Origin of the sequence: uncultured Pedobacter sp. (genome assembly GCF_913776295.1) — a bacterium.
Taxonomy (GTDB): domain Bacteria; phylum Bacteroidota; class Bacteroidia; order Sphingobacteriales; family Sphingobacteriaceae; genus Pedobacter.
Genome location: NZ_CAJYOJ010000004.1, coordinates 17,195 through 36,935, shown reverse-complemented (window position 1 = coordinate 36,935; position 19,741 = coordinate 17,195). Strand labels below are relative to the sequence as shown.

Below are 19,741 nucleotides of genomic sequence, written 5' to 3'. Positions count from 1 at the left end.
TTAAATTTTAATTTTGTGCTGTAAAGATATAAAAATACATGATGCTTAATCAAGCTTTAGAGTACCAGACGGCTTATTTGTTACTAGGTGGGAATTTAGGCGATAGAGTGGCAAATCTGAAAAAAGCCATTTACCTACTGAATGATAAAGTGGGGAAGGTTTCGGCCATCTCATCCCTTTATGAAACGGCTGCCTGGGGCAAAACCGACCAGCCTGCATTTTTAAACCAGGCTGTTGCTTTGCAAACCCGTTTAAGTGCTTTGGAGGTTTTGGATCTTGCATTAACTATTGAGCAGGAGCTGGGGAGGGTGAGGAAAGATAAATGGGGGGAGCGTTTAATTGATATTGATCTTATCCTTTTTGGAGATCATGTAATCAACATTCCCGATAAACTTCAGGTGCCTCATCCGCATATGCAGCATAGAAAATTTGTGATGGAACCTTTGGCTGAGATTGCCCCTGATGTTTTGCATCCTGTGCTTGGAGAAACCATGTTGTCGATCTGCAAAAATATAAGCGATCCGCTTGAGGTTAAAAAAATTTAATTGGTCAAGAAGATAGCTAAATCATTCAGCCAACCCTTTAGGTATTGGAAAGACTAAATCTTCTGATCTGGTGTTGCTCCTTTAAAATGTAGAAAAGATAAAGCAATATACAGTATCAGTACAAAAGGTATCGCCGCAAATTGTAGAAATGCAATCAATATGGCCGAAAGGATGAGGAAAATAAATTTGATTTTATTTTTCGCCCAGCTCAAATTGCTAAATTTTAAAGAGAATATTTTGATTTCACTTACCAGTAAGAAGCTGGTAATAGCTGTAATGGCTATTAATAAAATGCTGGATGAAATAATCTGTGGATAATCTTGTGCAATAAAAGGCAGCGAACAGATGAATAAGGTATTCATTGGCGTATTCAGGCCAATAAAATCTTCTGTTTGCCGGCTATCGTTGTTGAATTTTGCCAATCTGATTGCAGAGAAAACTGTGATGATAAAACCCAGGTAGGGCAGGTATTCTGAAGAATAATCGCTTGCTTTTAATAAGTGAAACATAATCACCCCGGGTAAGAACCCAAAACTAACCATATCTGCCAAAGAATCGAGATCTTTTCCTATGGCCGACTTCACATTTAACAAACGGGCAACCATACCATCGAAAAAATCAAATATTCCGGATAAAATAACGAAATAAGCTGCGGTTTCTAAATGGCCTTTAAATGCAAAAACGATTCCGATACAACCGGATAAAAGGTTTGCACAGGTAATCGCATTAGGGAGATGCTTTTTCATGAGGTATAGGGTTTAAGGTTTAAGGTATAAGGTTTAGGCATCCAAATAGGAACCTTAAACCTTACACCTTTTGCCTTTCAGCCTTAAACTAGCTATTCATCGAAATTAAGAACTCTTCGTTGCTTTTTGTTCCTTTTATCTGAGATTGAACAAATTCCATTGCTTCCTGGCTATTCATATCAGCAAGGTGGTTACGTAAAATCCAAACTCGCTGTAAGGTGTCTCTGTCATGCAATAAATCGTCGCGACGGGTACTTGATGCGGTAATATCGATAGCAGGGAAAATACGTTTGTTAGATAACTTACGGTCTAACTGAAGCTCCATGTTACCAGTTCCTTTAAATTCTTCGAAAATGACCTCGTCCATTTTAGAACCTGTATCGGTTAAGGCGGTAGCTAAAATGGTCAGTGAACCGCCGTTTTCGATGTTACGTGCCGCACCAAAAAAACGTTTTGGTTTATGCAGGGCATTTGCATCAACACCACCTGATAATATTTTACCTGAAGCAGGTGCTGTCGTATTATATGCTCTGGCTAAACGGGTAATGGAATCTAAAAGGATCACCACATCATGTCCGCTTTCTACCAAACGTTTCGATTTCTCTAAAACAATGTTGGCAATTTTAACATGACGTTCGGCTGGCTCATCAAAGGTTGAGGCAATTACCTCAGCCCTTACACTTCGTGCCATATCAGTAACCTCTTCAGGGCGCTCATCAATCAATAAGATAATTAAATAAACTTCCGGATGGTTTTTAGCAATGGCATTGGCTACTTCTTTCAGTAAATTGGTTTTACCTGTTTTAGGCTGTGCCACAATTAAACCACGCTGCCCTTTACCAATCGGGGTAAATAAATCCATAATACGGGTAGAATAGTTGTTAGTATCCGTAAACAGGTTTAATCTTTCGGTCGGGAAAAGTGGTGTTAAATAATCAAAAGGAACGCGATCGCGAACTTCAGCAGGGATTCTACCATTAATGGTTTCTACGCGAACCAAAGGGAAATATTTTTCGCCTTCTTTTGGTGGGCGGATGCTGCCTTTTACGGTATCACCGGTTTTTAATCCAAAAAGTTTGATCTGAGACTGAGATACATAAATATCATCAGGAGAAGTCAAGTAGTTATAGTCTGCCGAGCGCAGGAAACCGTAACCATCGGGCATGATTTCCAAAACGCCCTCATTGGTAATCACATTATCGAAATCCAGGTTAGAGTAACTGTTTTCGTTTTTGTGGTGATTACCGCCGCCTGGTTGCTTTTGCTGTCGGTTTTCGTCACGTTGTGGTTTTTCCTGTTTTTCTTTAGGCTCTTGTTTTTGTTTTGGCGCCACCGGAAGCACTTCAGCACTTTCTTCTATCAAAGCTGAAATTGGTTTTACACTTTCTTCCTCTTCAGTAGTTCTGTCGGGCTGTTTTTCCCGCTGGGGCTCGTCAAATAAAGTAACGGTTTCTCTTCTTTTTTCAACAGGTGCTGCAGCTTCAGTTTTGGTTAATCTTGCTCTTTTTTTAACCGGCTTTTCGTCTGTAGCAGCAGGTTTTTCATTAATTACCGAAGAAGCTGCTGTTGCTGCTGCGGCAACTTTTGGTGCTTTTGCAGCTTTGGTTTTAGGTGTACGTGTAGCTGTAACAGGTTCAGTTTCGCTATAAGGATCTGAACCAGATTTAGCAGCATTTATAATTTCCTGCTGGTGTAAAAGTACTTCAACAAGGTCGATTTTTCTTAGGGAGTCGGCACCTTCAATGCCATAGCTTTTTGCCAGCTCACGTAATTCTGTTGTGAGCTTATCATTTAATTCTGTTTTACTAAACATTCTAAATATATATGTTTCAAGAAATTTTTCATTTGTTTATAACGGATGTTTTCTGTTATAAATTGGCACAGGCTTAAAAAATATTTGTGTTAGCGCAAGCCCGGCTTTTCATTGTGCATAAATTCTTAAGGCTATAAAACATTAAATGAGTTCATTAGGGATAATGCTCAAATTGTTTCATAATTGTTTACAAGCTGAATAACAAGCAATAGTTGCTTTTAAAAAATGGTAACAAAAAACAAGTCTTGATAAATTTTTCTGGGATATTCAGATAAACGGTTGAGAAATTATGGTGCAATTGTATGTATTTGAAACGTAATCTGCAAGCAAAAGTTTAAAATGTTTATAAAAATAATTAATGTGAGCATTATTTTGTCGCTCGGAAAACTTAAAAATCTTCATATTTGCAGCAAATAAGCACATATATGACCAAGCAGCAACTCTTTGAGCAGATACAAAAAAAACGTTCTTTTTTGTGTGTTGGATTAGATTCTTCGCTAGATAAGATCCCACAACACCTGTTAAAGTACGAAAATCCGATCCTGGAATTTAATAAACAGATTATTGATGCCACGAAAGATTTGTGTGTTGCTTACAAACCAAATACTGCTTTTTATGAGTGTTACGGTAAAAAAGGCTGGGAAACCTTAACTGAAACGTGGAAATATATTCCACAGGACATTTTTTCCATTGCAGATGCTAAACGTGGCGATATCGGCAATACTTCTGCCATGTATGCCGAAACATTTTTTAATGCAGCATCTTCTGAGATGAGTTTCGATTCGGTTACGGTTGCGCCATATATGGGGAGCGATTCGGTAACGCCGTTTTTAACTTTTAAAGATAAATGGGTCATTCTATTGGCTTTAACCTCGAATGTGGGGCATGCCGATTTTCAATTGCAGGAAGTTGGAGCAGAAAAGCTCTTCGAAAAAGTGATCAAAACTTCACAAACCTGGGCTACAGCTGAGCAGATGATGTATGTAGTTGGGGCTACACGTGGTGCGGCATTTGGTGATGTACGTAAACTGGCACCAGATCATTTTCTGTTGGTACCAGGGGTTGGGGCACAGGGTGGAGATTTAAATGAAGTATGTAAATACGGATTAAACTCGCAATGTGGCTTATTAATCAATTCATCGAGGGGAATTATCTATGCCAGCCAGGGTGAAGATTTTGCAGAAAAGGCCAGGGAAGAGGCTTTAAAACTGCAACAGGAAATGGAGCAGATTTTGGTTAAGGCGGAACTAATTTAATTAAGCCAACTTCGCTTCAACGTCATGCTAAACTTCCGCCCGGACCGGTGTTTCAGCATCTTTTACTTGTAAGACCCTGAAATAAATTACTTCGGTGAGCTTGCTAAGTTCGGTTCAGGGTGACGGAAAGAGAGGCTCAAAATTTAAACTTATAAGTTAGTTATACCAGATAAATTCATTATCTTCAAGGATGAATTTTCCGGAAGACTTTCTTCATTATGTATGGCAGTTCAGGTCGTTTGATTATAACGGACTGCAGACCTGTGATGGAGAAAACCTGGAAATTATCAATACCGGATTGCTCAACCGAAATGCAGGTCCGGATTTTAACCATGCGAAGATTAAGATAGGTGAAACCACCTGGGCGGGAAATGTAGAAATTCATTTAAAATCTTCTGATTGGTTAAAACACAACCATCAGGCTGATCCCGCATATGAAAATGTGATTTTGCATGTTGTTTATCAACATGATGCCGAAATAAGCAGGATGGATGGAACCGTTTTGCCGGTTCTGGAACTTAAAGACCGCATTTCTGCCGATCTCATCAGAAAGTACGAAAACCTCTTCCTTACTTTAACAGATTTTCCCTGCATTGCTCAGATAGGAAGGGTAGATGAATTGATTGTAGGGGCTTTTTTATCCAGAACTTTGGTTGAGCGTTTTGAGCAGAAAACCAGTGCAGTTACCGAGACCTTAAATGAATTAAAGGGAAATTGGGATGAGACATTTTACCGTTTTATGGCGCGTAATTTTGGATTCAAAATAAATGCTTTACCCTTTGAACTTTTTGCCAAAGCAGTTCCGCAGCACATTTATGCCAGGCACAAAAACAATTCACATCAGATAGAAGCGTTGGTTTTTGGTGCGGCAGGCTTTTTAAATGATCATTTTGAAGAAGAATATCCTCAAAAGTTAAAAGCTGAATTTCAGTTTCTCCAAAAGAAATATAAGCTTGTGCCCATTGATGTTTCCATGTGGAAATTTATGCGTATGCGCCCTCAAAATTTTCCAACCATCCGTTTGGCACAATTTGCTGCATTAATTACCAAGGCCAATCATCTTTTTTCAAAAATTATGGACATCAAGCAGGTGGCTGAGCTTCGTACCTTATTTGAAAACCTACCGGTAAACGATTACTGGAAAACGCATTATCATTTTAAAAAGGTAACTTCTTCGGTAAATACACAGATCGGGAAAACATCAGTAGACAACATTCTGCTAAATACCGTAGCGTTGTTTTTATTTGCTTACGGAAAACATACTGCGGCGCCATATTTTATCAGTAGGGCGGTAAAACTGTTAGAAAGTTTGCCCGCTGAAGAAAATGCAATTACCGGTAAATTTACCGGGGCGGGAGTGAAGATGGAAAATGCATTTGCCTCTCAGGGAATTTTGCAGCTAAAAAAGCATTATTGCGACAAGAAAAAATGTCTGTCCTGTGGTATTGGAATTAAAATTTTAAAACAGGCTTAACAGTTTCTGCTTTCCGGCAAAACATTATGCGCTGTAATCTGTTTCCGTATTATGGAATTTCCACACGAGCTAAAAGAACTATATCCTAATCAGATTATCGAGGTAAGGGGCAATGCCGATGCCTTAACGATTATTTTGAAAAGTGATGTTGATATCCATCAATTTAAGGCAGAACTGATCAAAAATTTTTCGGGACTGGAAGAACAACAAACGCTTTTCATCAAACATGAAGATAAACAGGATTTTGAAAAACTGATTCTGGAATAAATGATTTGAATTTTAGTATTGCATTTAACCAATTAAATTTCCTAAATTAGAATATCTGATCAAATAATGATTCCGGTTTTGGAGCGTTCCTATTTAGTGAAGAGCATAAGATTTTAAAATAAGCTTAACATGTTCCAGAGAATTATAACTTATTTTGAACAGCAGAGTTTTGGAGTTTCTACCTATTTGGCCAATAAGCTGGATATGAGTACGGCTAAAGTGCGCCTGTTTTTTATTTACTCGTCTTTTTTAGCGGTAGGTTTTCCGATATTATTCTATTTCCTGGCTGCTGTTGTACTCGATATCAGGACGTATATGAAAAGGATGCGGCTGCGGATCTGGGAATAGTCCGGCTGGCAGTTTTCAGTTGGCAGTTTTCAGTATTCGGTTGGCAGTTTTCAGTTTAAATCAACTGATAATTGCGAACTATAAACTGTGAACTGTAAATTAGTCATCGTCTCTTAAAATTTCTGCAATTTCATTAAATCCTTTTTCTGCAGCTAAGTCTGCCGGTCGTTTTCCGCCTTCCATGCGTAAAGAAACTTCTGCTCCGTGTTCCAGCAATAAAATAATCAATTCGATATTTCCCAATTGTGCAGCGGTGTGTAAAGGGGCTACACCGGCTTTCTGACAAACATTTGGATAAGCGCCTGCATCTAAAAGCATTTTGGTGATGTTGAAATTATTAGCCGCAACTGCTGAGTGGATGGGAAATACATTAAAACCATTTTTTGAAGCCAGGTTAACATCAGCACCTTTTAAAACCAGAAAACGGGCCAATTCTTCGTGTTCGAAATAGCAGGCTAAACCAAGGGGTGTGAAGCCGTCTTTAGAAAATTCATTGATACTGGCGGGGTTTTGAAAAATCAATAAGGTAGCTGCATCAAATTTGCCTGCTGCACAGGCTTCAAATAAGGTTAAATAATCTGCAAATTCGGCAATCAGATCGGCTATTTCTTTCTTTCTGTAATAACAAGCCAGTAAAAGTGGCGAAATTTGGTGGGAAGTATCCACATTTGCCAATTTTGGGTTTTCAACCAAAATTCCTTTTACTGCCTGGAAATTTCCGGCTTCAATTTGTTCCTCGAGTTGCGCTATATCCATAATATGGTTTCAAAAATCGCTTTAAATTAACGAAAATTAAGAAATTGTAAACTTTATTGCCTAAATATATGTAGCATGCGGCAAATTAGCAAAATTGGATCCCGCAGGTTCTTAAAACCTGCAGAGTCTTTAAAGGTCTACGAAAAAAAAATCCCGTTTCACCTATCCAGGCAAAACGGGATAAAACCTAAAACAAAATCCGTTTCATTTGACAAAACGTTACAACTTGTGTGTTGTTAAAATAATAGACCAGATTTTCTGTTTAAGGTTTAATGCCTGATGAACAATTTTTATTTAATTTAAGCACGTTAAAAATGGTAAGTATAACTCTCCAGCTAAATATATTGCTGTTAATAACAGGAGGCGTGGTAGAAAGTGTATAAAAGCAATGCTTATAAAATGTGATTATTTTTTTTGTCAGGCTTTCGTTAATGCTGCGCAGTTTTATCTAAGTTTGTTCAATATTAAATTATTTAGGATAGAAAATGTCGGTAAGGGGTAACCAGTTTAAGGCCAATACATTCAGGGACAAAGGTGCAGAAAGTGCACCCGGCAGATCATCATTAGGCAGGCAGCCAAAGGGAAAAATGGACTTTTTGCCAAGCTTCGATTTAGCAGATGGCCGTGCAGTTAAAATTGTAGGTCTGTTTTTTGTAATCTTGTCATTATATTTTTTAATTGCCTTTACTTCTTATTTGTTCACCTGGCAGGACGACCAGAGTTATGTAATCGATGCCAACGGCGGCTGGAGCAATCTTTTTAAAACAGCAGAAGAGTTAAAGGGTGCAGGCGTTACCACCCCTGTTGTTCAGAACTGGTTGGGTAAGTTTGGTGCGCTCTTGTCACACCAATTTATTTACGAATGGTTTGGTATTGCATCGTTCTTATTTGTTTTGGCTTTTTTTATTATCGGTTACCGTTTATTGTTCAAGGTCAAAATTCTTTCTATCTCTAAAACATTAGGATATAGCTTTTTCTTTTTGCTATTTATTTCATTAACCTTGGGTTTTGCGCATGGTTTCTGGTCAGAATCACCACATTATTTAGAAGGTGAATTTGGCTATTGGAGCAATAAATTGTTAAGTGCCCAAATTGGTGCTGCAGGTGTTGCCGGCTTAATCGCTTTTGCCGGATTAACCATTTTAATCATCGCCTATAATATCGATTTTAAATTTCCGGAACGTAAAGCGAAAGAAGTTTACCTGGATAATGAAACACCAGATTATGTAAATGATATTAGGGAGCAGGCCGTTAAAAACAAAACCTTCGAAGAACCTTCAGCACCTATTGAATTTCCGGTGCGCGATAAGCCTGTAGCTAACGAACGCAAACAACAAAACGTTGTATTACAGCCGAGCCGTTATGAAGAAAAAGAAGAAGAAGAGGAAAATGTAGCCCCGGTGGTATTGTCTCCACTAGCCACTAATTTGCCATTGGCTACTGCTGCCGCTTCATCATTGCCTTTAACGGTAGAACCACCAATTGAGGTAGAAAAGGAACCTGCCTTTACGATCGAAAAAACAGAAGAAGATAAAAAATCGGATGATTTGGTTGAGCAGTTCGGCAATTATGATGAAAAACTGGATTTATCGGGTTATAAATACCCTACTGTTGATCTGTTAGAAAATTATGGCACCAATAAAATTTCGGTAAATGCCGAAGAACTGGAAGCCAACAAGAATAAGATCGTTGAAACACTTAATCATTACAATATCGAAATTGATAAGATTAAGGCAACCATCGGTCCGACGGTTACGCTTTACGAAATTATTCCCGCCCCGGGTGTACGGATTTCGAAAATCAAAAACCTGGAAGACGACATTGCACTTTCTTTAGCGGCTTTGGGGATCCGGATCATCGCACCAATGCCGGGCAAAGGTACCATTGGTATTGAAGTACCTAACCAGCATCCTGAAATGGTGCCGATGCGCAGTATCCTAAATACCGAAAAATGGGCACAAAATACCATGGATTTACCCATTGCTTTAGGTAAAACCATCAGTAATGAGGTATTTATTGCGGATCTGGCTAAAATGCCCCACTTATTGGTAGCCGGGGCAACCGGTCAGGGTAAATCGGTGGGGATTAACTCCATTCTGGTTTCACTGTTATTTAAAAAACACCCTGCACAACTAAAATTCGTACTGGTTGACCCTAAAAAGGTAGAGTTAACCTTATTCAACAGGATTGAAAGACACTTTTTAGCCAAATTGCCGGGAGAGGCTGACGCCATCATCACCGATACCAAAAAAGTGGTGAACACGCTAAACTCGCTTTGTATCGAGATGGATCAGCGTTATGACCTGTTGAAAGATGCGCAGGTAAGGAATTTAAAGGAGTATAATGATAAGTTTGTTAAACGCAAGCTTAACCCGAATCTTGGTCACCGCTTTTTGCCTTTCATTGTTCTGGTGGTAGATGAGTTTGCCGATTTAATGATGACCGCCGGTAAAGAGGTAGAGGCACCAATTGCCCGTTTGGCCCAGCTGGCCCGTGCCATCGGGATCCACCTGGTGCTGGCTACGCAAAGGCCTTCGGTAAATATTATTACCGGTACCATTAAGGCCAACTTCCCGGCCAGGCTGGCCTTCAGGGTATTGTCGAAAATCGATTCGCGGACCATTTTGGATAGTGGGGGGGCTGATCAGTTAATTGGCCGCGGAGATATGCTTTTATCTACAGGCAGCGACTTAATCAGGCTACAGTGTGCTTTCGTTGATACACCTGAAGTAGACCGTATTTCTGAATATATTGGCAACCAGCGTGGTTATGCAGATGCTTATCAACTGCCAGAATATATTGATGAGGCAGGGGAGGGCAGCAAAGCCGATTTTGATCCCAATGAGCGCGATAAGTTTTTTGAAGATGCAGCCAGGCTGATCGTGATGCATCAGCAGGGTTCAACCTCGTTAATTCAGCGCAAACTGAAGTTAGGTTACAATCGCGCTGGACGTATCATCGACCAATTGGAGGCTGCCGGAATTGTTGGCCCCTTTGAAGGAAGTAAGGCACGTGAAGTTTTATATCCCGACGAATATTCTTTGGAACAATTCTTGAATAGTATGGATGACAAAGATTAGATTAAACCAATAGCGAAAAATCTACTCTAACGTTTCAAAGGAAAAATTTAAAAAAGAACAGATGAAGAAATTAATTTCGGCATTAATGGTTGTGGTGGCTTTTACAACTTCAACTTATGCTCAAACTGATGCGAAAGCTAAAGCCATTTTAGCTGAGGTGAGTAAAAAATACAAGTCGTACAATGTGGTGAAAACAGACTTTACCTTTACGCTCGATAATCCGAAGGCTAAAGTAAAAGAAACCCAGCAAGGTACTTTATATGTTAAAGCCAATTCTAACAAGTATAAAGTAGCCATGACCAATCAGGAATTGTTTAGTGACGGCAAAAGCCAGTGGACTTACCTGAAAAAAGATAAAGAGGTGCAGGTAAGTAATGTAGATAACAGTGGCGATGCCATTAATCCGGCCAAAATTTTCACCGTTTACGAAAAAGGATTTAAATACGTTTATACGGGAGAACAAAAAGCGGGTGCGAAAACCTATCAAATGATTGATTTGACTCCTGTAGATGCTAAAAAATCGATTTTTAAAGTACGTTTAAGTATTGATAAAGCCGCTAAGCAAATTGCCAATGTGGTATTGTTTGATAAAAACGGAAATAAATACACTTACAATGTGAAAACTTTTTCACCAAATGTGAATGTACCGGAAACTACTTTTGCTTTCGATGCAAAAAAATACCCTGGTGTTGAAGTGGTAGATTTAAGATAATAGAAATTACCGCCAAGGCGGGATGAAACCTGAAAGGTTCAGTTGGAAACAGCTGGACCTTTTTTTGTTTACAGGACCTAAATCGGGGGTCGTATTTTATTTAGTGATAAGTAGCTATTGATGGACAACAATTAAATCGTGTAAACAGGTAGCATTTTTTTTGAAAAGCAATTGCAGTAATGCTTCGGTTGTTGCAGTCCCGCCATTTGCTATAGGCCCGATGAAGAATCGGGCGCTGCCGCTGCTGTCGGGTTTAAGTGGCTTGTTCCTTTTAAGAAACAATGATTTTAGAAGATTTTGATGACAAGTTTATCATGAATCGTCATCTCCGTAGTACCTGCCCGTACAGGCGGGGAGAGATCTTTTTGAGCGTAGTTTCGGCGCTATGCTAGCTCGCTTTAATAATACACAGGTTTTACCGAAGGACGCTGTCAATCCCAAGAGCCGGAGAAATCAAAAAACAGTTGCTGTTCAGGTAAAATGGCACTAACAAACCTGAAACGCAGTGGTTTTGTGTTCATCAGAAATGATTCAAAGCTTTGAAAGAATTGAACACAAATCCCGCAGGGCTCAATCAGGCCAAAAAGGACGCAAACACAACTGATTAAACAAAGTGCCGCTGTTTTTTTGATGCGTGTGGGATTGTGTAAAAGGCTCATTGCTGGATTGACAAAGCGCTTTGGGTACTTTGGCGCGACAAAATGCGAAGCATTCTTGAGCACCGCTAAAAACAACAAGAACTGCGAAAAACTACCATGCCACCGCGGCATAGAGCGGAAATTGATATTAACCTAAAATTATTTTAAGTAATTAAGACAAGTTAACGGCAGGAAAGATGCTGACGGCGAAGTAGCTATTGACTTTTAAGACAAGTTCAGCATAATGACCGCGTAGTAATTATAATCGATAGAACATTGTTCAGGATGGAAATGAATGCACTGGTTGATAAATTTTTCCTCCCGTATTTATGAATGCTGCGCAGATTTATCTAAGTTTGTTTTCAATGTCATTGCCGCTAACAAACCATACTTTAGAGAAATTAGAAGCCCTGCTTTTGGCCATGGGCTATAAAGTCCGCTATGAGAAAGGGAATTTTAAAACGGGTTCCTGTGTGCTGGAGCATAACAAAATCATCGTAGTCAATAAATTTTCTAATCTGGAAGGGAAAATTGCGGCGCTGGTCACACTCGTAAAACAAACCACCGTGGAGGAAAACCTGCTGGAGGAGAAGCAAAGGCAGTTTTACCTCTCCCTGCAGCAAACCGAATTGTTTTAACAGCTTGTTATAAGCTTTGCGTAAAGAGAATAAATTGCCAAAATCGTTTATCGGGATCATATCTAGAGCGATATTTAAATAAAAAGCTTTAAATTGCGGCCTAATAGCCCATTCACCTTTATTACTGCTGCAATTTGAAGATCACGTTTTTAGGCACCGGTACCTCTCAAGGCGTTCCCGTAATCGCTTGTAAATGCGACGTTTGTCGTTCTACCGATAAACGCGATAACCGTTTAAGGACATCTATTTTAATTGAAACAGCTGATAAAACCATTGTAGTAGATAGTGGACCTGATTTCCGTTACCAGCTTTTGCGCGAAAAGGTGAAAGATCTGGATGCGGTTTTATTTACCCACGAACATAAAGACCACATTGCCGGTTTAGATGATATCCGTCCCTTTAATTATTTATTACATAAGGTAATAGACGTATATGCTACCGAAAGGGTGCAAACGGCCCTAAAAAGGGAATTTTATTACATTTTTGCTGAAACCAAATACCATGGATTACCACAGATTAACCTCCATACGGTAACTAATGGCCAAGATTTTAAAATTGGCGAAAGTACCATTACACCTTTCGAGGTGATGCACCACTTATTGCCGATTACCGGATATCGAATTGGTGACTTTACTTACATTACGGATGCTAAAACCATATCAGAACAAAGTTTTGAAAAAATAAAGGGCACAAAGATCCTCGTGATTAATGCTTTGCAGAGAGAACCGCACATTTCTCATTTTACCTTAAGCGAAGCCATTAGCTTTGCCAAAAAGGTTGGAGCAGAAACCACTTATTTAACGCATATCAGCCATAATCTGGGTAAACATGCTGATGTGGGAAAAGACTTGCCATCGAACATCAGGCTGGCTTATGATGGGCTATCTTTTGAGTGTTGAAATCGTAGAATGTAGCGATTAATTCCGGTTCTATTAAAAAATGAAACTGCCACAATAGGTACTCATTGATATTTCCATTCTATCATCTGAAATAAAAGCCATCCAGGTGTGAAATGTTTTTTCTTTATAAAGGGACGGAATTTCCAGGCTTTCCCTTTCTTTAAATCGCCTGGCGCCGCTTGTTTCGAAGAAAGCCATTTTGTTTTCCACATCATAAGCCATCAGCATGACCTGATCATATTTTCTGTTGTGATAGCCATTTGAATTATCCCTCCAGCTGAAATGTACACCCGCATCGTCGTGTTCCACCTTAATGCCCTCCGCACCGCTGAGGTTTCCAAAGGTTAAACGCACAGCGGCATAGTCGATTTCGCCGCCGGCGTTTTGGGCATTCAGCATGTTATAGGATTTCGCCACATTATGGGCAGTCATCATCCGTTTTTTCGACTCCAGGTTAAAACCGATGCGGATAAAAGCAACAATAGGACTTAAGAAGGTCTGCATGATGGTAAAACGCGATCTGCAGGCCTTTTGATCAGCACTACCGGTTTTGTTTTTGATAGATTTTCTGCGTTTGCTCCTGATCACCCATTTCCCGTTCAGGTAATAGCCCGTCACGGCGCCCACCGAGCCGGTGAAGCCACCGTTAATTCCGTTTTCTATTTTTCCCATGATACGTATTAATTTATGTATTACAAAATAGAAAATAGCTGATTAATAAACAAATAAGAGGTGTTTACTTTTAAATTTCATCGGCTTTAATTCGGATTCAATTGTCATAAATCCGACGAAACTCCGACTTAAGTACGGCGAAAGTCCGTTGGAAAGGTTAAACTATTATGTATGTTCAGTGCAGTGTTCCATACTGGAATAAGTTTACCATTTGCCGGATGCAGAGATAAGTTTACGATGTTCGGACCTGGTTTCTGCAATTTTACTTCAAAAAATATTTTATGAATGTTGCAGCACACTAGGGTTAATTTATATATTTGCAAACTTCAAACCCAGGTGGGCGGATAGCTGTCGGGATGGTAGATGTACCATCAAATTGGGAGTGACAGTATGATAAAATAAACCCAGGTGGCGAAATTGGTAGACGCACCATCTTGAGGGGGTGGCGCTGGCAACGGCGTGGCAGTTCGAATCTGCTTCTGGGTACAAAGAGTTTGGTTTTACCAAACTCTTTTGTTTTTTATAGTGCTGGCCATACCTGGCTTTAATCGGACCAATAAAAAAGTGAATAGTTACCAATAATTAGTCAGGATTAATCTGTGATTAATTAGGGCACAAGTCAGTCCATTGCTTAAACCTGGATGCACTAAGACTCGCGCTAGTAAGGGATATTTTTCGTCCCCGCGTAGAAAATGCGGTGTCATTTCGAGATATCCAAAATTTCTGTACATTTATGAATCTCAAATTTTTGGTGTTTAGATTAATTGCTTTTATATGTCCTCTAAAATATTTCTGCAGGCTTTGCAGAGTAAACTAAAAGGTGGTAGTTCCCGATCAATCCATTTGAATGCCCTTCCTGGAAGGTTTGCTACCAGATTAGATTTAAAGCAGTTCGATCTTATAGAAAATAACTTAGCAGAAAAATTCTTAAAGACTTTATTAGCTAAACAAGCATTTGAGTTTAAAGTAACCTTTGATAGCATAGATCTAAATACTTTAAATCAGGATGAACAAAAGCGCCTTGGCCTCATTGCTAAGCGAATGAATTCAATAATCATAGAAAATGATGATTATCATAAAGAGCATGGTGTCAAAACATTGGGTTTCGGATATCCAATACTGATTAAACGGTCTGTTAAAGATCCGACCAAAATTATCAAAGCGCCACTATTCGTTTGGCCTTTGGAAGCCATTAAATCCCGCAATAAAGTAAATGAATGGTCTTTCCTGAGAAATAAGGTAGTTCAGCCCTCTGGCGAGACCATAGATTCGGATATCCACTCTGTTTCGATCAACGAAGTATTGTTATCTTTTATCAAGGGTGAGGACGATATTGTTCTGCCCAGTTTATCGGAGGAGGCTTTGGAAGATGCTGTGATTGATGAAAAAGAGCTTATCGATGCCTGTGGAGCGGTATTGAATGCACTGAATTCCGGCTCAATCTCCGACTACGAAGCTATTTTAACAGAGAAATTTAAAACGCCGGTAGACTGGCTTCCTGATGCGGCCGGAATCGATGCAATAGCTAATAACAAGGCCTATATCCATTTTGGCGGTGTCTTTGGCTTATTTAGAGCCCAGAAAGAAAGTATAATCACAGACATCGCACGGTTGTTGGAAAGGCATGAGGAGTTCCAGTTTGAAAACCTTACAGTGGAAAATTTATCTGACTCTCCCTTTAGTGCGGTGAATACCGATCCTGCTCAACAGGCAATTATCGAAGCATTGGGAAATCATACCAACCAGATAATTCAGGGTCCCCCAGGAACCGGTAAAAGCCAGTCTCTGACAGCATTAGTAACTAATGCGTTGGCTAATGGACTCAAATGTTTAGTCGTTTGCGAGAAAAAGACTGCACTGGACGTCATTCGCCGCAATATAGAGAAAGCCAATCCACAAATGGCCTCACTGGTTGCAGTGATAGACGACGTTAACGATGATAGAGAGGCCATTGTCGATTCGGTACGCGATAGACAAAATTCGTTGCCTGCTTACCAGTATGTCGACCGTGTTAAGTCGAAATATTCCCTGGCTAGTGAACAACTAAATGAGCTTACGGGCATAATCAATGCTCAGCATGTTGCATTGGCCAAACCTATTCTTAGAGGTCAGACCTGGGACATGATTGTCGGAAGGTATCTGTCGCTTAGGAAAAATTTCAACCATGTTCCTTTGAAAGGAATTCTGGATGCACAGGATTTTGAATTTATTAAGAATGAAAATGAGCTGAACGCATTAATTAGTCTGCTTTCTAAGGCAAGCAATCTTTATCGTCAGTCTTTAGAAAGCCAAGAAATTTTCAGTATATTGGCCGACCGTCTTTTTGCAGGTTCAACGGTAGGAGAAGCCCGAGTTCGGCTGGAAGCGTTTACGGCCAAGGTATCATCGAATGCTCCAAAAATAAATGCACACATTAATAAGCTTTCAGATCAATACGATAAGTGGATTCAGGACTTTGTGAACGTGTTGCCAAAAGCAATAAAATCTGAATTCGAGCCTCTGTTACCATTTCTAGCCGGCGAACAATTAAATGCAAAAATTTCAACGGAGTTTGGGATTGAGAAAGCCGTTCACGCCCTAATCGATGAACTTGCGATACTTCACACCCAGTCAAAAAAAATCAAACAGCAATACCGGGATGACTTAACGAGTCATTATAATACATACAGTGAAAATTTGGGCACCGCTCTGTCCGAATATTTTCAGTTTGTGAATGGTTTGGTATCAATCCACGGACAGTCTGTGTTTTCAAATGGGCCGGGCGAAAAGCTTAAGACGAAGTTTCTAGGCCTCTTCCTAAAAAAATACAGGGATATCGCTATCGGTAGAGGTGATATTATCGCTAGGATTAAGCATATCCGTACAACTCACCTGACGGAAAATTATCTTGTCCATAGCTATAATGACGAAATTGTTGCGGTCGATCTTTCTGTATTTGTGGGTAATCTGCATGAACTGAAAGACAAATTGGAAGACTGGAAAGCAACCGTGCCGGAGACTATTGAAAAGTATGTGTCCAAAATGAAAGAGCTACATTTCCATGAGCGATTTCAGACTTTCGAAGATCTAACCAAAACTGCGTTAAAAAAATATACCGATTTAGTTCAAGATATGATAAACCGTGATCATATCCTGGAGGCCGAGCATTTAGATGAGGTCAATATGCTGATTGATCGAATTCCGAATATTATCGACAAGCTAGGTAACATCCTGGGTTTGTACAGGGAATTCCGCCAATATTTGGATTCGAGAGCGCAGGCATATAATGAATTGTACCTCTATTTTGAGGATATTTCAAATGCCGAAATCAATGTTTGTCATGAGCTCAATCTATCCTATGATAGTTTTGCTGGTGCTATTGAGCGCTGTGAAAAACTGCTGACAACATCCACTGCGTTCATAACTTTCCAACCGTTATTCCGTTTGTATTATGATTGGAGAAGTTTTTATCAAGGTCTAAGCCCTGCTTTGAAAAAAACCGTTGATTTGGTCGCTCTGAATGTCGAAAAAAATTGGGATAAAGCTTTTGAATGTTGGTACTTGTTTTGGGTGCTTTCCTATCATGAACCTCAGAACTTGCCAAAAAATGATTACGAATTACAGCAGTTTGTAAAACTGAAAGAAGATTTCAACGCTGCACAACTCGAAAATATTGTTGCCCAATGGAAAGATAAGCAGCTAGGCAGTGTGCGTTTTTTTAAGTCCCGCGGAAATGCAGTTAATAGTCTATTCAATAAAAAAGGGTCAAAAGGTATGAGACGAAACTCGCTGAGGACAATCATAAAAAGTGAGTTTGAATTGTTTACTGATTTCTTTCCAGTGGTTTTGTTAAATCCATCGGTTTGTAGTTCTATCATCCCTTTAGAGGAGGGGATATTCGATATTGTAATATTTGATGAGGCCAGTCAGTTGAGGCTTGAGGATACCTATGCATCACTGGTCAGGGGAAAGGCGAAGATTGTATCCGGAGATAAGCATCAAATGGCTCCATCATCTTATTTCGAGGGTAGTGGGGCGTCATTAGAACCTTTAGAAGGAGAAGATGAAAGCGATGATGATATTGAATCAGAGCACTCCCTTCAGCGCTCACAGATCAATCTGGCCGATAGTGAATCCTTATTGGCATTTGCGGTGGATAGAGGATTTAAAGAATCGTATCTTACAGTGCACTATAGGTCACGCCATCCGTTTTTGATTGATTTCAGCAACTATGCGTTTTACGGAAAGCGATTAATCCCGGTTCCTGCTTCAAAAGAATATACGCCAATTGAATTTATCCAGGTGGATGGTATATACGATAATCAGATTAATAAAGAAGAAGCTTTAGCAATAGTAAAAATTCTGGGTGAGCAGATTTCTGAACGTTCAGATGGAACGTTTCCGTCTGTCGGAATAGCAACTTTTAATATTTATCAACGAAACTTGATTCTTGAGGAAATTGCTGAAGCTCGTAGGATGTCTGCCAGATTTGATTTTTTGATTAGCAGGTTAGGCGATAGTTTTTTTGTCAAGAATTTGGAGAACATCCAAGGCGATGAACGTGATATTATCATCATATCTACAACATTCGGAAGAAAGGTCAATGGTACATTTTCGCAAAGCTTCGGCCCCATAATTCAAGGAAAAGGCCATAGAATGCTAAATGTAATTATAACTAGAGCAAAAGATAAGTTAATTATTTGCAACTCTTTTCCCAAAGAGTATGTTGGACAATATTCACAATTAATCCAAGCGAAGGGTAACAAAGGTAGAGCGGTTCTTTATGCTTATCTTGCCTATGCCAAGGCAGTTAGTGATCAGAATCATGAATTGAGAGAAAATATCCTTAATTTATTGGGCGAATTTTGTGTAGACAAACAATATGACCATTCAGAACCAGGAATAGGTTCTGAATCTGTCTTTGAGGATGAGGTATTTGACCGCCTCGCTCAGCATATAGGTCCAGATAGAATTGAGCAGCAATACAAAATAGGAGGGTTTAAAATAGACATGGTCATTAAGCCCAAAGTTCCTGGCAAGCCTATGATCGCAATAGAGTGTGATGGAGCTAAATATCATAGCAGTCCCGAAGCGTATGCATGGGACCTGTTTCGACAGGAACAGTTGGAAAAGTTTGGTTTCGTTTTTCATAGAATTTGGTCAACAAATTGGTGGGATTCAGCTGAAAGAGAGTTGGATAACTTGCTTGGTTTCATTAGGAAAAATGATGGAGATCATTATCACATGCCCCCGTCTGTCCGTAGTCTTGAGCCTTAGGTTGAGTGTAATGAGATTACGAATAGAGATGAAAACCAAGTTGGGTTTAGAAACTCAATACTATACCATAATCAGCAGAGTCGCTGTGCTTAACTCTACGGACAGATAGGGAAATTGCGAGTGATCCCGGGTATAGAAAAAATGTGAGACCAGTAATTCAGGATTTGTTAGGTGTTGAACGAGATGAATACCCACGCTATAATGAAAAATTGCAAGAAATGATTGACAAATTGAAACCTTAATGAAAATTCTTTATTACTACTACTATCTATTTTATACGAAGACTCTTCCAGATGATCAACCTCATTCAACAGTTATTTTTTGTCTAAGTTTAATGGAGAGTTTCATCATTAATGGTTTACTGAATATCGTATTAATCCTTCTTTTTTGTTATAATATATCTAAATGGCCAATGATTGGTGTTTTAATAGCTATTATTATTGCCAATTACCGAATTTATTATCAATCAAAAAGAATGGAGCGTATTATTGATGAAAAACCAAAATTATTTAATAGCAACATAGCTTCGTTTGTATTCAGTCTTTTCTTTTTTATTTTTTCATTGCTGATGATAGTAACTGCACCGTTTTATTCTAAATACCTGCTAGAAAGATTTTGCAATTAATCTTAGAGGCTATCTA

General features: G+C 39.3%; 14 protein-coding genes and 1 tRNA gene. 11 read left to right on the top strand and 4 right to left on the bottom strand.

The annotated features are described in order from the left end of the window. Positions 1 to 38: 38 nt before the first annotated feature. Positions 39 to 545, top strand: a complete 507-nt coding sequence (gene folK / locus QZ738_RS00645; protein ID WP_293782982.1) for a 2-amino-4-hydroxy-6-hydroxymethyldihydropteridine diphosphokinase — start codon at positions 39 to 41, stop codon at positions 543 to 545. 53 nt (positions 546 to 598) lie between these two features. On the opposite strand, the gene pssA is transcribed toward folK, so the two are convergent. Both pssA and rho read right to left on the bottom strand, forming a co-directional pair. Then, entirely contained in the window at positions 599 to 1,291 is a 693-nt protein-coding gene (pssA, locus tag QZ738_RS00640) for a CDP-diacylglycerol--serine O-phosphatidyltransferase (RefSeq protein ID WP_293782979.1), read from the bottom strand. An 88-nt stretch (positions 1,292 to 1,379) separates the two neighbouring features. Continuing rightward, positions 1,380 to 3,104, bottom strand: a complete 1,725-nt coding sequence (rho, locus tag QZ738_RS00635; RefSeq protein WP_293782976.1) for a transcription termination factor Rho — start codon at positions 3,102 to 3,104, stop codon at positions 1,380 to 1,382. A gap of 425 nt (positions 3,105 to 3,529) precedes the next feature. Here rho and pyrF point away from each other — a divergent pair, with 425 nt between their 5' ends. The 4 genes from pyrF (at position 3,530) to QZ738_RS00615 (ending at position 6,449) form a co-directional block, all read left to right on the top strand. After that, the gene (pyrF, locus tag QZ738_RS00630) at positions 3,530 to 4,360 is read left to right on the top strand and encodes an orotidine-5'-phosphate decarboxylase (RefSeq protein WP_293782973.1); all 831 of its coding nucleotides are present in this window, start codon (positions 3,530 to 3,532) and stop codon (positions 4,358 to 4,360) included. Between the two features lie 190 nt (positions 4,361 to 4,550). After that, positions 4,551 to 5,834, top strand: a complete 1,284-nt coding sequence (locus QZ738_RS00625; protein WP_293782970.1) for a DUF2851 family protein — start codon at positions 4,551 to 4,553, stop codon at positions 5,832 to 5,834. 51 nt (positions 5,835 to 5,885) lie between these two features. Beyond that, entirely contained in the window at positions 5,886 to 6,101 is a 216-nt protein-coding gene (locus tag QZ738_RS00620) for a hypothetical protein (protein ID WP_293782967.1), read from the top strand. A gap of 129 nt (positions 6,102 to 6,230) precedes the next feature. Next, positions 6,231 to 6,449, top strand: coding sequence for a PspC family transcriptional regulator (locus QZ738_RS00615; protein ID WP_293782964.1), 219 nt, complete (start codon positions 6,231 to 6,233; stop codon positions 6,447 to 6,449). Between the two features lie 99 nt (positions 6,450 to 6,548). On the opposite strand, the gene QZ738_RS00610 is transcribed toward QZ738_RS00615, so the two are convergent. After that, a complete protein-coding gene (locus QZ738_RS00610) occupies positions 6,549 to 7,205 on the bottom strand; it encodes an ankyrin repeat domain-containing protein (RefSeq protein ID WP_293782961.1) in 657 nt (218 codons plus the stop codon). Positions 7,206 to 7,690: 485 nt separating this feature from the next. Here QZ738_RS00610 and QZ738_RS00605 point away from each other — a divergent pair, with 485 nt between their 5' ends. From QZ738_RS00605 to QZ738_RS00590, 4 genes are all read left to right on the top strand, one after another. Continuing rightward, positions 7,691 to 10,285: a DNA translocase FtsK gene (locus QZ738_RS00605; RefSeq protein ID WP_293782958.1), complete on the top strand. Its 2,595-nt coding sequence runs from the start codon at positions 7,691 to 7,693 to the stop codon at positions 10,283 to 10,285. A gap of 61 nt (positions 10,286 to 10,346) precedes the next feature. After that, positions 10,347 to 10,997 (top strand): outer membrane lipoprotein carrier protein LolA, encoded by a 651-nt coding sequence (locus tag QZ738_RS00600; RefSeq protein ID WP_132401030.1) that lies wholly within the window; start codon positions 10,347 to 10,349, stop codon positions 10,995 to 10,997. Positions 10,998 to 12,000: 1,003 nt separating this feature from the next. Beyond that, complete coding sequence (locus QZ738_RS00595) at positions 12,001 to 12,273, top strand: hypothetical protein (protein WP_293782948.1); 273 nt, start codon at positions 12,001 to 12,003, stop codon at positions 12,271 to 12,273. Positions 12,274 to 12,407: 134 nt separating this feature from the next. Next, positions 12,408 to 13,172, top strand: coding sequence for an MBL fold metallo-hydrolase (locus tag QZ738_RS00590; RefSeq protein WP_293782946.1), 765 nt, complete (start codon positions 12,408 to 12,410; stop codon positions 13,170 to 13,172). A 33-nt stretch (positions 13,173 to 13,205) separates the two neighbouring features. Here QZ738_RS00590 and QZ738_RS00585 read toward each other — a convergent pair whose 3' ends face one another. Continuing rightward, positions 13,206 to 13,844 (bottom strand): DUF6266 family protein, encoded by a 639-nt coding sequence (locus QZ738_RS00585; RefSeq protein WP_293782943.1) that lies wholly within the window; start codon positions 13,842 to 13,844, stop codon positions 13,206 to 13,208. Between the two features lie 402 nt (positions 13,845 to 14,246). Between QZ738_RS00585 and QZ738_RS00580 the strand changes: the two genes are divergently transcribed. Together QZ738_RS00580 and QZ738_RS00575 are read left to right on the top strand one after the other, a co-directional pair. Then, positions 14,247 to 14,330: transfer RNA gene (locus QZ738_RS00580), tRNA-Leu, on the top strand. Positions 14,331 to 14,618: 288 nt separating this feature from the next. Further along, positions 14,619 to 19,100 (top strand): AAA domain-containing protein, encoded by a 4,482-nt coding sequence (locus QZ738_RS00575; protein ID WP_293782940.1) that lies wholly within the window; start codon positions 14,619 to 14,621, stop codon positions 19,098 to 19,100. Positions 19,101 to 19,741 lie beyond the last annotated feature (641 nt).